This is a genomic window from Luteibacter jiangsuensis, from assembly GCF_011742555.1.
Taxonomy (GTDB): domain Bacteria; phylum Pseudomonadota; class Gammaproteobacteria; order Xanthomonadales; family Rhodanobacteraceae; genus Luteibacter; species Luteibacter jiangsuensis.
Genome location: NZ_JAAQQR010000002.1, coordinates 135103 through 150311, shown reverse-complemented (window position 1 = coordinate 150311; position 15209 = coordinate 135103). Strand labels below are relative to the sequence as shown.

The window sequence follows — 15209 nt, the reverse complement described above, 5'->3', positions numbered from 1 at the left end:
CGCCATGAGCGATCTGAAGCAGGTCATCATCGTCAGGAAGCGGCGAAAGGCGGCCCATGCCCACCATGGCGGCGTCTGGAAGGTGGCCTATGCCGACTTCGTGACGGCCATGATGGCGTTCTTCCTTGTCATGTGGCTGGTGGGTGCCGGCACCAAGCAGCAGCGCGCGGCCATCTCGGAGTACTTCAAGAATCCGAGCATGACGCCGGGGCAATCCACCATGGCCCCGTCGGGCAAGATGGGGCCCGGTGGCGCCAGTACCAGCATGATCAAGCTTGGCGGCGCGCTCGATCTTCCCAAGGGGCCGGGCGACCAGCAGGCATTCGCCAAGCCGAATTCGTCCGACGTCGAGAAGCTCGCGCGCGAGCAGGAAAAACGGCGCCTCGAGCAACTCATGAAGGATCTCAAGGAGGCCATCTCCAAGAGCCAGGCCATGGCGCCTTACAAGGACCAGCTCCTGCTCGACATCACCTCGGAAGGCTTGCGCATCCAGATCGTCGACAAGCAGAACCGCCCCATGTTCGACACCGGCAGCGGTGTCATGAAGCCGTACACCGTGCAGATCCTCCATGAACTGGCGGGCTTCGTGAACCAGGTGCCCAATTCGATCAGCATTTCGGGACATACCGACAGCGCACCGTATGTGCGTGCCGACAGTGCTTATGGCAACTGGGAGCTCTCGGCCGATCGTGCGAACGCCGCCCGGCGCACGCTGGTCGAAGGTGGCATGCAGCCTTCCAAGGTCGCTCGCATCGTAGGGTTGGCGGCATCGGTGCCGTTCGACAAGACCGATCCGGCCGCGGCGATCAACAGGCGCATCAGCATCGTGGTGATGACCAGGGAGGCGGCGCGCGCCGCGCTCTCTCCCGAAGTGGCCAACGAGCCGGACGTGCCTGCCGCACCGACGACCCTGCATTCGGCGGAGCAGGAACATGTGGGCGGCGGCGCGCCCGATATGCCGTCCGCTTCCCCCGCCAACGATGTGGGTAGTGCCGTCACCGTGCCGCGAAACGTCCGCCGGAGCTGAGTATCCAGCCTGTCACGGGAGTCACTTGCAACGGTCACCCCAGCCCGGCAGTATCGGGACGACAGGGGAGGGAAGGCGTAGTGGAAAATCACAGCAAGTACAGGGTCGTCGCGAAAGCGGTCAAGCATCACGGCGCTGCCGGCGAACAGGTCTACCGCGCGAGTTACCGCATCCTCGACCACATTGGCGAGGAGATCGAAGCAAACACCGGTACCAACGATTTCCAGGACATCACGAGCGCGTTCAACGAAGCCTTTGCGCTCGGACACGAGCGATTGCGCGAGATGGGCGTCGACACGGTGCAGTAAACGCTCAGGCGCGCCGGGACAGCTCCGCGCGCAGTTCGTCGAGTTGCGCCGGCGTGCCCACGTTGCGCCAGAAGCCGTCGTAGCGTTCGCCGGTCAATTGGCCATCCGCGATGGCTTGCCGATACATCGGTAGCAGCTTGAAGCGTCCCGGTGCCTCGTGCGCCACGATGTCGCGGCGATACACGCCCACGTTCCCGAAGGTGAGGCGTTCGGCTGCCGCCGGGGCATCCGCGTCGTACAGCTTTCCATCGGCAAGCGCGAAATCGCCCAAGGGGTGGAACCCGGGGTTTGCAACCATGACCAGGTGCGCCAGGCCTTCGGGCTCGCGCGGCAGCGCCGCGTAATCGATGTCGCTCCAGATGTCCGCGCTCACGACCACGAATGGGTCCGGGCCCAGCAAGGGCAGCGCGGCGAGCATGCCGCCGCCGGTCTCCAGCGGCGTCGGCCCTTCATAGGAATAACGCAGGCGCACGCCCCATCGCGAACCGTCTCCGAGCGCCTCGGGAAACTGTTCCGCAAGGTGCGAGGTATTGATCACGATGTAGCGAATGTCCGCCGCAGCCAGTTTTTCGATGTGGTGGACGATGAGCGGTTTACCGTTCACCTCGAGCAGCGGTTTGGGTGTGTGCGTGGTGAGCGGGCGCATGCGCTCGCCAAGACCTGCAGCCAGGATGAGCGCGTGTCTCATGCCTGGACGGCCGCTCGGATATCCCGGTTGCCTATCTTCGCCTCGAGGTAGTCCGCAAGGGGCGCCACGTCGGCGTGCCTGTGCGCGGTGTCGAGCACATAGCGCAGCACGCGCGGAAGATCAGCGAGATACCCGGGTTTGCCGTCGCGGTAACAGAGGCGGCAGAACAGGCCGAGAATCTTCATGTGCCGTTGCAGTCCCGTCAGATCGAACCAGCGGAGGAATCGGTCGGCATCCACGCTTTCGTCCAGCAGCCGCGCGTCGAGCAGGCGCAGCCGATACGCCTCCACCCAGCCCCGCACTCGTTCTTCGTCCCACGTGATGTACGCGTCGCGCAGCAACGATGCAAGATCGTAGGTGATGGGCCCCGACATAGCGCCCTGGAAATCGATGATGCCCGGGGAGCGTTCAGCGGTAACCAGCAAATTGCGGCTGTGATAGTCGCGATGCATGAACGCGCGCGGCTGCTCCGCGATCGTGTGCATGATCGTCGTGAATGCGTTCTCGATGATGTCCCATTCTTCGCAAGCCACCGTCACGCCGAGGTGCTTCTGCAGCAGCCAGGTCGGCATGATCTCCAGCTCCATGGTCTGCCATGCGTGGTCGAAGGCGGGCAGGCCGGCCGTGTCTACCCGCGACTGCATGCGCAGAAGGGCGTCCAGGGCGTCGCCGTAAAGCGCATCGGCCGTCTCGTCGGTCAACTCCGGAAGGTAGGTGCGCGTGCCGAGGTCTTCGATCAGCAGGAAGCCCAGGGTGACGTCCGCAACCATCACCTTGGGCACATGCAACCCGGCGTCGGCTAGGCGTTGGCCGATGTCGATCCACGGCGCCGGGTCTTCGCGTTCCGGAGGCGAGTCCATAACGATGACGGGCTGGCCGTCGACATATCCCCGCCAGTAGCTGCGGAAGCTGGCATCCGCGGACGCGGGTGCCAGCTCGAGGGAGGGAAGGCCCGTGACTTGGCGGGCCCAGGCGAGGCGGGCCTCGGAACGGTCGGTAGCGGTCATGCGGTTCTATGGCGAGGCATTTTCGTCAGCTTAGAGCCTTTGCCGTGGACTGTCATGGCGCTCCGGAGACGTTGTCCGGTTGCGACGATGGATGAGGGCCCGCGAACGGCCGAAGCGGAGGAAGCGGCGTGACAGGGAACGACTCCAGCCACAGGTTGTGAGCGCGACCTGCGGGCGAGTCCGCGGCGATCCATCGGGAGCCGACATGGCGCACCTGGCCGAGGTCGAGTTCCCAGGGCTCGCCGGGCGTGCGTGGCGTGCCCGCATGCCATTCGGGATCATTGCCCGGCCAGCGGATTTCGCGATGTCCGTGGATGTCGGTATGGCTGGTTCGCACGACTTGCGAATGACCGTAGAGGTCTCTCAGGCGCACGTAGTGGCGCCCTCCGGCAGACCAGTCGTCGCCCCATCCACGCATGTTTGCCGCCGCCTCCATGGCGGGATCCTTCACCACGAGGAAATCCAGTTCGCCGGGTAGGAGCCCGCTTCGCGTCTGGATCAGGTGCTGCAAGGCTGCTGCGACGGCATCGGTGTGCGGCCTGTCGGTGCCGGCCCAGGACATCTGCCGATAGTCGCGAGTCTCGGGGGTTTCATGCGGGTCGGTGAGCCGCAGGCGCAGATGCGAGAGTTCGAGAAGGCCTGCCCTGTCCGGCATATCCGCCGGTATCCACTCCCTTTCGGTGCGCTTCAGTTCGGGCATGCGCGAACGGCTCTCCAGTTCGCTCGCCATGGCCTCGCGCAGGGCGGGTTCCAAAGCCTCGGCGGAAGAGGACCGGGTCTGCGCTCCCCACGCTACCGCCCTCATGACGCCGGCGAAGTCTTTGGCGAAACCGGTGTCGTCCGCCACATGGTACCTGCCCTCCCGCAGGGTCAAACGCAGGGCGTTATCCGGAGGGCGGCTCACCTGTCCCTCCGCGGCATCCACGAGGCGACCGTCGTGCCACGCCGTGTATCGCAGGAATGGGCCTTCGTACAGCGCGATCGGGCGGTTCACGGCTTTGGCCAGAACGGGAGCGATGATCCTCGCCTCCCACCCCGTCCAGGACCTCGCGTGGGGGTTGCGAAGGCGCCGCGGCAGGTTCTCGATGAAGGCATGCACGATCGCGAGCGCGGCAACGGGTGAGTCCATGGCCTCCGTCGCTGGCAGCCGCGACAGTTCCGCTTCGGGCATGCCCAGTTGCTCCATGATCTCCGCGGCCCGGTTCAGGGTCTGCGGGTCGTCGGTCAAGAACCTGTCGCCCACCTTGCCGGTATCGCCACGTCCCCTGGGCGTGTGCCGGAGGAATCTGAAGCGGCCGAGAACCGATCCCTTCACGTCGTTCTCGGGAACGTCGGCAATATCCCAGGTGCCATCCGGCAGGCGGTTGATCAAAGGGCCGGCCTTCTCATACGGCGGACCTTCGGGCGACACCACGGCAAGGCGCGTTCCATCCTCGCCCAGGGATACCTTGACGACCGACGGACGTTCCGTTGTCGCGTACTTCCAGCGGACATAGGTATCGCTGCCCCGTCGGAACAGGCCGTCGGGCCCTTCCTGCATGTCCGCACTCAAGGTGACCTGCACGCCGGTATCGCCGTTGATCCAACGATCCACCGTTCCGTCCCGCTGCACATAGAGCCGCTCTTCCGGAAGCCTTGGTGGCCGGCGTGGACCGAGCAGGTAGCCCAGTTGTCCGTTCACCTCGCGTGGCGGGACGAAGCTGGCCGTGGGCTTGGCCGCGGCGGCGTTGTCGTCCAGATAGTCGGCGGCATATTCCTCGCGGAAACCGGCGAACGAGGGCGCCGCGATCGGTGCGGTCAACGCGACCGTGGCGGCCTGCTCCAGCCCCTGTTTCCTTTGCTCCTCCGTGCGGCCGTCGATCGCGAGTTCCACTCCGGTACCCGCCTGGGTCACCGCCGTGCCGAGCTGGACCGGAATGGCAAGGGCGGGCACGTAGCCGAGCGGTCCGAGCAGCACCGCCGTGCGATTGATCACGTCGCGCCAGCCCTCCCACGCCGTGCCGCTCTGTATACGGGCGTCGTCCCGCATGCGCTTCTCGGTCTGCACCTGCATGTCCTGGAATACGTCGCCATCGATAGCGGCGTTCCGGCGGTCGATGGCATCTCCGTTCGGCTTCCACTGGCCGCTGCCGATCTTTTCGAGGCCGTGCCTGACGCCCGTCCAGAACAAGGTGTCCTGTGCGTTCGCCAGGGAGAAATGGGATATCAGCCGGCTGAACTTCCCCGGGTCCCGGGATTGATCGAACACCCATCGCCAGAGGTCTTCCTCGTCGCGGACCACGACGAAGGAGGGGTATCCACCGGGGATGTAAACGACTTCGCGCTTGTCGTCGAGTACAAAACGAACGATATCGCTTGCCGGATAGCCGTTGATGTCGAGCCGTCGTACGCCAGGACCTGCCGGCGACACCTGACGAAGTTGCGCCATCGTCACCGGGCCATCCAGCGGAATCCCCGCTGCCGCCGCGGACATGATCTGCCTGTACTGGTCGTGGTTCAGTACGCATTGCGTGCCAGCGCAATCGTCGCGTGCCCTCCGGGCCTCCCGTACGAAGTGATAGCGTGCGAGCACGTGCCATTCGTTGCCGCGCTCGGCCCAGTACTTCCGCACCTCGTTGTCGAGCCTCGTCACGTAGGGAAGCTCCGCGAATGTCGTGGGAGCGGCGAAGGCGTCGACGATCTGGGACAACGTAAGCCGGGCCAGGTGCGCCGACGTGTATCCACCGCGGCGAAACACGCCGAATGCCTCATCGAGATGCCGGTGGTCTTCGCGCACGGTGTCGACCACGTTGCCCGTGGCGATGAACGTGTTGTAGATGTAGCCGGGACCGGTGCGGCTCCACAGATAAGCCCCCGCCTTGCGGAAGAAGTCGCGTGGGCTGTCGCTGGCAAAGATGCCTTGCGCGCCGGAGATGATGCCCGGACTGGCCTTCCCTCCCGCGGTAACGCCTCCCACCGCATCGGCCGCTTCGGCGAAGAAGGTGTGACGGGAGTGCTCGGGGAAAGCCTCCATCAATGCCTCGGTCAGCGAGGTCGTGTGGTCCGGCTCGCCGCGTTCGCGGCTCCGTGCGTCGGCGAAATGCGCGACTACATACGCATCGCTATCGAGACCCAGCCGTTCCGCCACGAACTGCTTGGCCACGGCGCGAGCGTCCGGTGCGGGAAGCGCATAAGCCGCCATGAGCATCTCGCGCAGGGCATGGGCATCCTCCGCTGACGCAATAAGCGGGTCATTTTTTCTGGTGGGGGCAATCGATGCGGCTTCGGGCCCGGCGAGCGCTGTCGCCGCGGTCCAGAGGGGTGTGGCGATGAAAAGCGCCGTGGCAACGGCGAGTCGCGTCCTTACGTGTACGGGAGGCATGTATCGTCCTTCGGTCGTCGGAGGGACGGTGTGCCTGGATCGAGCATCGTCGGCGCACCGTTCGAGGCGACTGCCACGACGGCAGTCGAACCCCGAACGGTACGGCCTGGCCGCATCGCGGACTGTCCCTCCTGCTCCCCGCTTCACGTGAGCGGAAGGACAGCTTTCGCGACGGCGATGCGCCGTTCGTTGCCTCAGGACAAGTTGTAACCGCGCTCTTCGTGCAACGCGAGGTCGAGGCCGATTTCTTCCTGCTCCTCGTCCACGCGCAGTCCCATCGTCACGGCGATGACCTTGAAGATGCCGTAGCTCAGCACCCCGCTATACACCACAGTAAAGGCCACACCCTCGAACTGTATCCATAGCTGTTCGAGCGGTCGCGATACGTCTGCGTAACCACCCAGCGCCGGCGACGCCAGCGGGCCGGTGAGCAAGGCGCCCAGGATGCCCGCGACGGCATGCACGCCGAAGACGTCCAGCGAATCGTCATAGCCGAGGCGGCGCTTCAGTCGCGTGGCACAGAAGAAGCAGACCACGCCCGCGCAAAGGCCGAGAACCAGCGCGCCGCCGGGGCCACACGAACCGGCTGCTGGCGTGATGGCCACCAGGCCGGCGACCGCACCCGACGCGATGCCCAGCACGCTCGGGCGGCGGTGGACGATCCATTCGACCGCGGTCCAGCCGATGGCCGCGGCCGCGGTCGCCACCTGGGTCACGAGCATCGCCATCGCCGCACTGCCGTTCGCCGCGAGCGCGGAACCGGCGTTGAAGCCGAACCAGCCCAGCCAGAGCATGCTCGCGCCGATGAGCGTATAGCCCAGGTTGTGCGGCGGCATGGGCGTATGCGGATAGCCGCGGCGCTTCCCGATGACCAGGCATCCGACGAGGCCCGCGATGCCCGCGTTGATGTGCACGACGGTGCCGCCGGCGAAATCGATGACGCCCAGATCGCCCAGGAACGATCCTGGGCCACCCCACACCATGTGCGCCAGTGGGAGATAGACCACGGTGAGCCACAACAGCGTGAACACCAACAGCGCGGAGAACTTCATGCGTTCGGCAAGCGCGCCGACGATGAGGGCAGGCGTGATGATGGCGAACGTCATCTGGAACATCACGAACAGCGCCTCGGGAATCGTGCCGTGCATCGTGGCCGGCGCGAGCCCGGCGAGCATGGCATGCCCGAGCCCACCCACGAACGAATGCAGCCCCGTGCTTCCCGTGGCCATCCCGGCATCGTCGAAGGCGACCGAGTAGCCGTAGACGATCCACGCCACCGTGACCACCGCGGTGATCGCGAAGCACTGCATCAGCACCGACAGGAGGTTCTTGGCGCGAACCATGCCGCCGTAGAAAAGCGCCAGCCCGGGGATGGTCATCATGAGCACGAGCGCCGTCGCGGCGAGCATCCAGGCCGTATCGCCGGAATCGGGCGTCGTGGGCGCCGCCGTCTGGGCAAACGCCGTGCAGGGGAGGAGGAGGGCGCAGCCCGCCATGGTTCGGGTAAGGTCAAAGCGCATCGTCGTCGACCTCCTGCGTGCGGATACGGATGGCCTGCTCGAGATCGAGCACGAAAATCTTGCCGTCGCCCACCTTGCCGGTCCGGGCGGCGTGACTTATCGCCTCGATGGCGCGCTCCAGTTGCTCGTCGGTCACCGCCACTTCCAGCTTGAGCTTGGGCAGGAAATCCACGACGTACTCCGCGCCGCGGTAAAGCTCGGTATGCCCGTGCTGCCGGCCGAATCCCTTGACCTCGGTGACCGTCATCCCCTGGATGCCCACCTCGGCCAGCGCCTCGCGCACATCGTCCAGCGTGAACGGCTTGATGACCGCGTTTATCCACTTCATGGCATGCCCCTTCGTTGGCCCGTGAGGTGTCAGCAGGTTTCGTGCCACGCCGCAGGCCGCATGGCGCCGTGCTGGTGTCGCAAGAAAGCACCATATTGGAGCGTCGGATGGGCCAAGTGGGGGCATGGCTTCCGCGTGGAGCCCCCTTGCAGCAGATGGGGTGTGGCCGCCTTCGCGTCGACGTAAGTGGCGCGGCAGCTGTCGCAACCTTGCCTTTCGCGGGCCAAATCAGTACCATTTTGGTCCGATATTGACGATCGCCCTTCCCCCATGCTCCGTGTCAGCCGACTGACCGACTACGCGACGGTGGTGATGACCTGCATCGCCGCCCATCCTGCCGACGTTCTGAGCACCGCCCAGATCGCGGAAGAGGCGCGCCTGGAGTTGCCCACGGTGTCGAAGCTCCTGAAGCTGCTCGGCCATGCGAGGCTGGTGGAATCGTTCCGCGGCGTCAACGGCGGCTACCGCCTGGCGCGGCCGGCGGAGTCGATCAGCCTCGCCGAGATCGTCGAGGCGATGGAAGGTCCCATCGGCCTTACCGAATGCAGCATGGCCCAGGGTCATTGCGAGCGGCAGTCCAGTTGCGGCGTCAGCGGCAGCTGGCGCTCCGTTTCCGGAACCATCGACGGCGTGCTGCGCGCCATGACCCTGGCACAGATGCTGGCTGCGCGCCCCGCGGCGCCGGCCGTACAGGCAAACGCATGAACGAGAGCGAGAACATGACACGCGAAGTGGCAGCGCCGGTCCGCGACAACGCCGAAGTCGAGGCGGCCCTCAACCGCCGCTACGAGGCGGGCTTCGTCACCGACATCGAATCCACCACGCTTCCGCCGGGCCTGAACGAGGACACCGTGCGCCAGTTGTCGGCGATCAAGGGCGAGCCCGAGTGGATGACCGAGTGGCGCCTCGCCGCCTATCGTCATTGGCTCACCATGCCGGAGCCGGATTGGGCGAAGCTCGACATCGCACCGATCGATTACCAGGCGGTCAGCTATTACTCCGCGCCCAAGGCCGGTCCGAAGTCGCTGGACGAGGTCGATCCCAAGCTCCTGGAAACGTACGAGAAGCTGGGCGTGCCGTTGCACGAGCGCGCGCGGCTTGCCGGCGTGGCCGTGGACGCGGTGTTCGATTCCGTGTCCGTGGGCACCACGTTCCGCAAGGAACTGGCCGAGGCCGGCGTCATCTTCTGTTCCATGTCCGAGGCCATCCGCGACCACGGCGACCTCGTTCGCCAGTACCTCGGCAGCGTGGTGCCGGCGGGCGACAACTATTTCGCCGCCCTGAACTCGGCGGTGTTCTCCGACGGCAGTTTCGTGTTCATCCCGAAGGGCGTGCGTTGCCCGATGGAACTGTCCACGTATTTCCGCATCAACGCGATGAACACGGGGCAGTTCGAGCGCACGCTCATCGTGGCCGAAGACGACGCCTACGTGTCCTACCTGGAAGGCTGCACCGCGCCCATGCGCGACGAGAACCAGCTGCATGCGGCCGTGGTGGAACTGGTCGCGCTGGAGCGCGCGCAAATCAAGTATTCCACCGTGCAGAACTGGTACCCCGGCGATGAGAACGGCGTCGGCGGCATCTACAATTTCGTGACCAAGCGCGGCGACTGCCGCGGCGCGGACTCGAAGATCTCCTGGACGCAGGTGGAAACCGGTTCGGCCATCACCTGGAAGTACCCCAGCTGCGTGCTGCGCGGCGACCGCTCGGTGGGCGAGTTCTACTCCGTGGCGCTCACGCACCACCGCCAGCAAGCCGATACCGGCACCAAGATGATCCACATCGGCAAGGGCACGAAGTCGAAGATCGTGTCCAAGGGCATCAGCGCCGGCCGCAGCTCGAACAGCTATCGCGGGCTGGTGAAGATCGAGAAGGGTGCCGAAGGCGCGCGCAACTACACGCAGTGCGATTCGCTGCTCATCGGCAAGAAATGCGGCGCGCATACCTTCCCGTACATGGAAGTGAAGAATCCCAGCGCCATCGTCGAGCACGAGGCCACCACCTCGAAGATCTCCGACGACCAGCTCTTCTACTGCCTTTCGCGCGGCATCGGCGAGGAAGACGCGGTGTCGATGATCGTGGACGGTTTCTGCAAGCAGGTCTTCCGCGAGCTGCCGATGGAATTCGCCGTGGAGGCGAAGAAGCTGCTCGAGGTGTCCCTCGAAGGCGCGGTGGGCTGATGGGCATCGCCGGCTCCGCACCGGGTCTGACCGATCTGCGTGCCTTGCTCGCCGCGCTCGATCCCGAGATCGATCCGGTGCCGAAGCGTTTCCTGCACGTCTCGCACGAGAAGGCGCGCGAGCGGATGGCCGACGCCTTGATGATGTTCCGCGAGGCCGAGGGCACCACGCTCATCGTCGACGTGGATCACGACGACATCGCCGGCAGCGAGCGCCTGCTGTGGGCGCGGATCACGCTGCGCGTGCAGTCCAGCCTTACCGCCGTCGGCATGATGGCCGCCGTTTCCGCCGCGCTGGCCAGGCGCGGCATTCCCTGCAACCCCGTTTCCGCGTTCCTGCACGATCACATCTTCGTGCCCTGGGAACGCCGCGACGATGCGCTCGACGCGCTCTCGCACCTCACGCCCTGATTGGACAGCGCCATGCACATGCTCAAGATCGACAACCTCCACGCCCGCGTCGAAGGCAAGGAGATCCTCAAAGGCCTCTCGCTCACGGTGAAGCCGGGCGAGGTGCACGCCATCATGGGCCCGAACGGTGCCGGCAAGTCCACGCTCGGCAACGTGCTGGCGGGCCGCGACGGTTACGAGGTTACCCAGGGCACGGTGGACTTCGCCGGTCGCGACCTGCTCGCGCTGGAGCCGGAAGAGCGCGCCGCCGTGGGCGTGTTCCTCGCCTTCCAGTATCCGGTGGAGATTCCCGGGGTGAACAACACCTACTTCCTGCGTGCCGCGCTCAACGCGCAGCGGAAGTTCCGTGGCGAGGACGAACTGGACTCCATGCGCTTCCTGAAGCTGGTGCGCGAGAAGCTGAAAGTGATGCAGATCTCCGACGAGCTGCTGCACCGCGCGGTGAACGAAGGATTCTCCGGCGGCGAGAAGAAGCGCAACGAGATCTTCCAGATGGCCGTGCTCGAGCCGAAGCTGGCGATCCTCGACGAGACCGATTCCGGTCTGGACATCGACGCGCTGAAGCAGGTGGCCGAGGGCGTGAACGCACTCCGCTCGCCGGACCGTTCCTTCGTCATCGTCACCCATTACCAGCGCCTGCTCGACTACATCCAGCCCGACTACGTCCACGTGCTGGCCGGTGGCCGCATCGTCGAAAGCGGCGACAAGGATCTGGCACTGAAGCTGGAAGAGCAGGGCTACGCCTGGCTGGCCGAGACCCATCCGGAACTGCGCAAGGCCGACCTTGCCGGAGCGCCGGCATGAACCCGCTGCCGTCCCCGTTCGTGCGGGCGGCCCTGGATGCCGCCGGCGGTCTGCCCGACAGCGGCATCGCGTGGCTCGACGCCGCCCGCCGCGAGAACCTGCAGGCATTCGCCGAAAGCGGCTTGCCAGAGGGGCGCAACGAGGCCTGGAAATACACGCCGCTGCGCGCGCTGTCGCAACGCGCCTTCGCGCTGGCCGACCGGACGGCCGCGAGCGGCTTGGCTATCGATCCTGCGCTGTTCGCGCTTCCCGGCCTCGACGGTGCGCGCATCGTCTTCGTGGACGGCACGTTCCGTGCCGACCTCTCTTCCCTCGATGCCGACGGGATCGAACTGGCACCGCTGTCGGCCGCGCTGTCTTCGCAGGCGGAGCCGCTGCGCTTCGCGCTCGCCAATCGCTATCGCCGCGGCGCCACCGATGCGTTCGTGCATCTCAATGCGGCGCTGGCTACCGATGGTTTCGTTCTGCGCATTGCCGAGGGTGCGACGGTAAGCCGCCCGGTGCACGTCGTGCACGTATCCAGCGGCAGCCAGGCGGACACCGCGTGGCATGTCCGTCTGCTGGTGGAAGTGGGCAAGGGTGCCGCGGCGGACATCGTCGAACATTTCGTCTCCGCCGGCGACGCCACCCAACTCGGCACCGTCGTTTCCGATGTCGTGCTGCGTGAGGGGGCCCGCCTCGGCGTGGTGCTGCTGCAGGACGCTTCGCCGGCGACGACACTGGTGCGACGCGGCCATGTGCGGATCGACGCAGGCGCCCAGGCGACGCTCCATGCCCTGGAACTGGGGGGTGGTCTGGTTCGTCACGAATTGCACGCGGACCTGGATGGCGACGGCGCACGTTTCGATTCGCGCGGTGTCTTCGCGCTCGCGGGGCGGCAGCACGTCGACACGCAGCTCGAGATCCGCCACAAGGCACGCGACACCGCCTCCGACGCGTTGTGGCGCGGTATCGCCGACGGGCGGTCTCGCGGCGTGTTCCGGGGTGCGATCCTGGTTGCCGAGGGTGCCGACGGTGCCGACGCCGCGCTCAGCAACAAGAACCTTCTGCTGTCCGGCATGGCCGAGATCGACACAAAGCCGGAACTGGAAATCTACGCCGACGAAGTGAAGGCTGCGCACGGCGCGACCATCGGCCAGCTCGACGAGCGCTCGCTGTTCTACCTGCGCTCGCGCGGCATTCCGCTGGCCGAGGCACGCAGTCTGCTCACGCTCGCTTTCTGCCGCGCGGCGCTCGAGTCCCTGCAGAACGACACCCTGCGCGAATACCTCGGGGAACGGCTGGTCGCCCACCTGCCGACCGGCCCTGCCGAATAAACGATTTCGGAGTTACGCCATGAACGCCAAGCCCGCGTCAGCCCTGCCGCCGCTGGATGTCGAGCGCATTCGCGCCGACTTCCCCCTGCTGTCGCGCACGGTGCACGGCAAGCCGCTCATCTATTTCGACAACGCCAATACCGGGCAGAAGCCGGTGTCGGTCATCGAGGCGGTCGACCGCCACTACAGACTGCACAACGCGAACGTGGCGCGTGCGGTGCACCAGTTGGGCGAGGAGGCCACGTCGGCCTATGAAGGGGCCCGCGACGCGATGGCCCGTTTCATCCACGCGCCGTCACGCGACGAGGTGATCCTCACGTCCGGCACCACGCAGTCGATCAACCTCGTTGCCTACAGCTACGCCTTGCCGAGGCTCAGGCAGGGCGATGCCATCCTCACCACGGTGATGGAGCACCACGCCAATATCGTGCCGTGGCAACTCGTGGCCGAACGCAGCGGCGCGACGGTGAAGGCCGCTCCGATCGACGAGAACGGCGAACTGATCCTCGAAAAATACATAGAGATGCTCACGCCAGACGTGAAGCTCGCCTGTGTTACCCACGTATCGAATGTGCTCGGTACCGTGAACCCCGTGCGCGAGATCGCGCGCGAATGCCGCAAGCGCGGCATTCCGTTGCTTGTCGACGGCTCCCAGGCGGCCCCGCATCGCGCGATCGACGTCCAGGCGCTGGGATGCGACTTTTATGCCGTCACCGGGCACAAGATGCTCGGCCCCACCGGCACCGGCGTGCTCTGGGCGAAACGCGAACACCTGATGGCCATGCCGCCGTTCTTCGGCGGTGGCGAGATGATCCGCGAGGTGCGCTTCGACGGCACAGTGTTTGCCGATCCGCCGCACCGTTTCGAAGCCGGCACGCCGAACATCGCGGGCTTTGCGGGACTCACGGCCGCCATCGAATACATCGAAGGCATCGGTTTCGAGCGGATCCACGCTTATGAGCAAGAGCTGCTCGCCTATGCCATGGACGCATTGGAGAGTGTGCCCGGCATGCGCATCTTCGGGCGCGCGAAGGAACGCGAACCGGTGGTGTCGTTCCTCATCGAAGGTGCCCATGCCAACGACATGGCCACGCTGCTGGATCTACAGGGCGTCGCCGTGCGGTCCGGTCACCACTGCGCCCATCCGCTGATGCACTTCTTCGGTGTCCCGGCCACGCTTCGTGCCTCGCTGGCCTTCTACAACACGAAGGCCGAGGTGGACAGTTTCATCGAGGCGATCGCGAAGGTCCGCAAGCTCCTTGTCTAAGGCTCATTGGTTTGTGTGGGAGCCGCTTCAGCGGCGATGTGGGCCTGCCGCGAGCACCCATCGCCGCTGAAGCGGCTCCCACAGTAAGATTCGGTCGCATGACTCCCAAGCACACCTTCCGCACAGCCACCCCCGCCGACGCTCCCGTCATTGCGGCCCTGGTCGAATCCGCCTACCGTGGCGACGCTAGCCGGGCGGGGTGGACCACAGAGGCCGACTTCCTGCACGGCCGTCGTACCGACGTCGCCGAAATCGAGGAACTGCTCGCCGGTGAGGGCGGGCGCTTCGTGCTCTTCGAGCGCGACGGCGCGGTGGCCGCCTCGTGCTATATCGAGCGGCAGGGCCCCGTGTGCTACTTCGGCATGTTCTCGGTGCATCCTCCGTTCCAGGGCGCCGGCATCGGACGCCTCATGATCGGCGAGGTGGAGCGCATCGCCAGGGAAGAATGGGCCTGCGAGCGGGTCGAGATGACGGTGATCGATATCCGCGACGAACTGATCGCCTGGTACGAGCGCCGGGGCTACGCCCGCACCGGGCGTACCAAGCCGTTTCCCTATGGCGACGAGCGGTTCGGCATCCCCCAGCGCGACGACCTCCGCTTCGAATACCTGGTCAAGGAGCTGCGCGCATGAACGGCTGGACAAAGGTCGGTACGCGTAGCGAGCTGTTGCCCGGCGAATACAGGGTGGTTTGGGACGGCGATACCGCCATCGCGGTCTACAACATCGACGGCGACCTCTACGCCATCGAAGACGTGTGCACCCACGATGGCGGCGAGCTGGCCGGTGGCCCCGTCACCGGCTTCGAAGTGGAGTGCGTGCGTCACGGGGCGCGTTTCGACCTGCGCACGGGCGAGGTCACTTGTCCCCCCGCCTACGAGCCCGTCACCGTCTTCCCCGTGCGCGAAGAGGACGGCTTCATCTGGACGCGGGACGACCGTTGAAAGCGTAAGCGCGAACATAGGCGAAAATTCTATGGCGCGCGCCGGGGCCC

At 65.8% G+C, this 15209-nt stretch carries 15 protein-coding genes; 10 read left to right on the top strand and 5 right to left on the bottom strand.

Annotation, left to right across the window (positions count from 1 at the left end):
- Window positions 1-4: 4 nt before the first annotated feature.
- Together motB and HBF26_RS04290 are read left to right on the top strand one after the other, a co-directional pair.
- Window positions 5-1027 carry a flagellar motor protein MotB gene (gene motB, locus HBF26_RS04295; protein WP_167123450.1) on the top strand — a complete coding sequence of 341 codons (1023 nt, stop codon included), beginning with the start codon at window positions 5-7 and terminating at the stop codon, window positions 1025-1027.
- 80 nt (window positions 1028-1107) lie between these two features.
- Window positions 1108-1335 (top strand): hypothetical protein, encoded by a 228-nt coding sequence (locus HBF26_RS04290; protein WP_167123448.1) that lies wholly within the window; start codon window positions 1108-1110, stop codon window positions 1333-1335.
- 4 nt (window positions 1336-1339) lie between these two features.
- Here the strand turns inward: HBF26_RS04290 and murU are convergent, their stop codons facing one another.
- The 5 genes from murU to HBF26_RS04265 form a co-directional block, all read right to left on the bottom strand.
- Window positions 1340-2023, bottom strand: a complete 684-nt coding sequence (murU, locus tag HBF26_RS04285) for an N-acetylmuramate alpha-1-phosphate uridylyltransferase MurU (protein ID WP_167123445.1) — start codon at window positions 2021-2023, stop codon at window positions 1340-1342.
- A complete protein-coding gene (locus HBF26_RS04280) occupies window positions 2020-3030 on the bottom strand; it encodes an aminoglycoside phosphotransferase family protein (RefSeq protein WP_167123443.1) in 1011 nt (336 codons plus the stop codon). The genes murU and HBF26_RS04280 overlap by 4 nt, the downstream gene beginning before the upstream one ends.
- A gap of 52 nt (window positions 3031-3082) precedes the next feature.
- Entirely contained in the window at window positions 3083-6391 is a 3309-nt protein-coding gene (locus tag HBF26_RS04275; RefSeq protein WP_167123441.1) for a dermonecrotic toxin domain-containing protein, read from the bottom strand.
- 194 nt (window positions 6392-6585) lie between these two features.
- The gene (locus HBF26_RS04270) at window positions 6586-7911 is read right to left on the bottom strand and encodes an ammonium transporter (RefSeq protein ID WP_167123439.1); all 1326 of its coding nucleotides are present in this window, start codon (window positions 7909-7911) and stop codon (window positions 6586-6588) included.
- The gene (locus tag HBF26_RS04265) at window positions 7901-8239 is read right to left on the bottom strand and encodes a P-II family nitrogen regulator (protein WP_167123437.1); all 339 of its coding nucleotides are present in this window, start codon (window positions 8237-8239) and stop codon (window positions 7901-7903) included. Before HBF26_RS04265 ends, HBF26_RS04270 begins: the two co-directional genes overlap by 11 nt.
- 270 nt (window positions 8240-8509) lie before the next feature.
- Here HBF26_RS04265 and HBF26_RS04260 point away from each other — a divergent pair, with 270 nt between their 5' ends.
- The 8 genes from HBF26_RS04260 (at window position 8510) to HBF26_RS04225 (ending at window position 15159) form a co-directional block, all read left to right on the top strand.
- Window positions 8510-8944, top strand: coding sequence for an SUF system Fe-S cluster assembly regulator (locus HBF26_RS04260; protein WP_167123435.1), 435 nt, complete (start codon window positions 8510-8512; stop codon window positions 8942-8944).
- A 14-nt stretch (window positions 8945-8958) separates the two neighbouring features.
- The gene (sufB, locus tag HBF26_RS04255; protein ID WP_167124350.1) at window positions 8959-10419 is read left to right on the top strand and encodes a Fe-S cluster assembly protein SufB; all 1461 of its coding nucleotides are present in this window, start codon (window positions 8959-8961) and stop codon (window positions 10417-10419) included.
- Window positions 10419-10829 (top strand): ACT domain-containing protein, encoded by a 411-nt coding sequence (locus HBF26_RS04250; RefSeq protein ID WP_167123433.1) that lies wholly within the window; start codon window positions 10419-10421, stop codon window positions 10827-10829. Before sufB ends, HBF26_RS04250 begins: the two co-directional genes overlap by 1 nt.
- Before the next feature lie 18 nt (window positions 10830-10847).
- Complete coding sequence (sufC, locus tag HBF26_RS04245; protein WP_167124348.1) at window positions 10848-11633, top strand: Fe-S cluster assembly ATPase SufC; 786 nt, start codon at window positions 10848-10850, stop codon at window positions 11631-11633.
- Entirely contained in the window at window positions 11630-12949 is a 1320-nt protein-coding gene (gene sufD / locus HBF26_RS04240; RefSeq protein WP_167123431.1) for a Fe-S cluster assembly protein SufD, read from the top strand. Before sufC ends, sufD begins: the two co-directional genes overlap by 4 nt.
- 19 nt (window positions 12950-12968) lie before the next feature.
- Entirely contained in the window at window positions 12969-14216 is a 1248-nt protein-coding gene (locus tag HBF26_RS04235) for an aminotransferase class V-fold PLP-dependent enzyme (protein ID WP_167123429.1), read from the top strand.
- Window positions 14217-14314: 98 nt separating this feature from the next.
- The gene (locus HBF26_RS04230; RefSeq protein WP_167123427.1) at window positions 14315-14848 is read left to right on the top strand and encodes a GNAT family N-acetyltransferase; all 534 of its coding nucleotides are present in this window, start codon (window positions 14315-14317) and stop codon (window positions 14846-14848) included.
- Window positions 14845-15159: a non-heme iron oxygenase ferredoxin subunit gene (locus HBF26_RS04225; protein WP_167123425.1), complete on the top strand. Its 315-nt coding sequence runs from the start codon at window positions 14845-14847 to the stop codon at window positions 15157-15159. Before HBF26_RS04230 ends, HBF26_RS04225 begins: the two co-directional genes overlap by 4 nt.
- The last annotated feature ends 50 nt before the right edge of the window (window positions 15160-15209 follow it).

What these genes read in the sequence shown, in the direction of transcription:
- motB (WP_167123450.1), top strand. Translation starts at nt 5, where the DNA reads ATGAGCGATCTGAAGCAGGTCATCATCGTCAGGAAGCGGCGAAAGGCG.
- murU (WP_167123445.1), bottom strand. Translation starts at nt 2,023, where the DNA reads ATGAGACACGCGCTCATCCTGGCTGCAGGTCTTGGCGAGCGCATGCGC.
- HBF26_RS04280 (WP_167123443.1), bottom strand. Translation starts at nt 3,030, where the DNA reads ATGACCGCTACCGACCGTTCCGAGGCCCGCCTCGCCTGGGCCCGCCAA.
- HBF26_RS04275 (WP_167123441.1), bottom strand. Translation starts at nt 6,391, where the DNA reads ATGCCTCCCGTACACGTAAGGACGCGACTCGCCGTTGCCACGGCGCTT.
- HBF26_RS04270 (WP_167123439.1), bottom strand. Translation starts at nt 7,911, where the DNA reads ATGCGCTTTGACCTTACCCGAACCATGGCGGGCTGCGCCCTCCTCCTC.
- HBF26_RS04265 (WP_167123437.1), bottom strand. Translation starts at nt 8,239, where the DNA reads ATGAAGTGGATAAACGCGGTCATCAAGCCGTTCACGCTGGACGATGTG.
- HBF26_RS04260 (WP_167123435.1), top strand. Translation starts at nt 8,510, where the DNA reads ATGCTCCGTGTCAGCCGACTGACCGACTACGCGACGGTGGTGATGACC.
- sufB (WP_167124350.1), top strand. Translation starts at nt 8,959, where the DNA reads ATGACACGCGAAGTGGCAGCGCCGGTCCGCGACAACGCCGAAGTCGAG.
- HBF26_RS04250 (WP_167123433.1), top strand. Translation starts at nt 10,419, where the DNA reads ATGGGCATCGCCGGCTCCGCACCGGGTCTGACCGATCTGCGTGCCTTG.
- sufC (WP_167124348.1), top strand. Translation starts at nt 10,848, where the DNA reads ATGCTCAAGATCGACAACCTCCACGCCCGCGTCGAAGGCAAGGAGATC.
- sufD (WP_167123431.1), top strand. Translation starts at nt 11,630, where the DNA reads ATGAACCCGCTGCCGTCCCCGTTCGTGCGGGCGGCCCTGGATGCCGCC.
- HBF26_RS04235 (WP_167123429.1), top strand. Translation starts at nt 12,969, where the DNA reads ATGAACGCCAAGCCCGCGTCAGCCCTGCCGCCGCTGGATGTCGAGCGC.
- HBF26_RS04230 (WP_167123427.1), top strand. Translation starts at nt 14,315, where the DNA reads ATGACTCCCAAGCACACCTTCCGCACAGCCACCCCCGCCGACGCTCCC.
- HBF26_RS04225 (WP_167123425.1), top strand. Translation starts at nt 14,845, where the DNA reads ATGAACGGCTGGACAAAGGTCGGTACGCGTAGCGAGCTGTTGCCCGGC.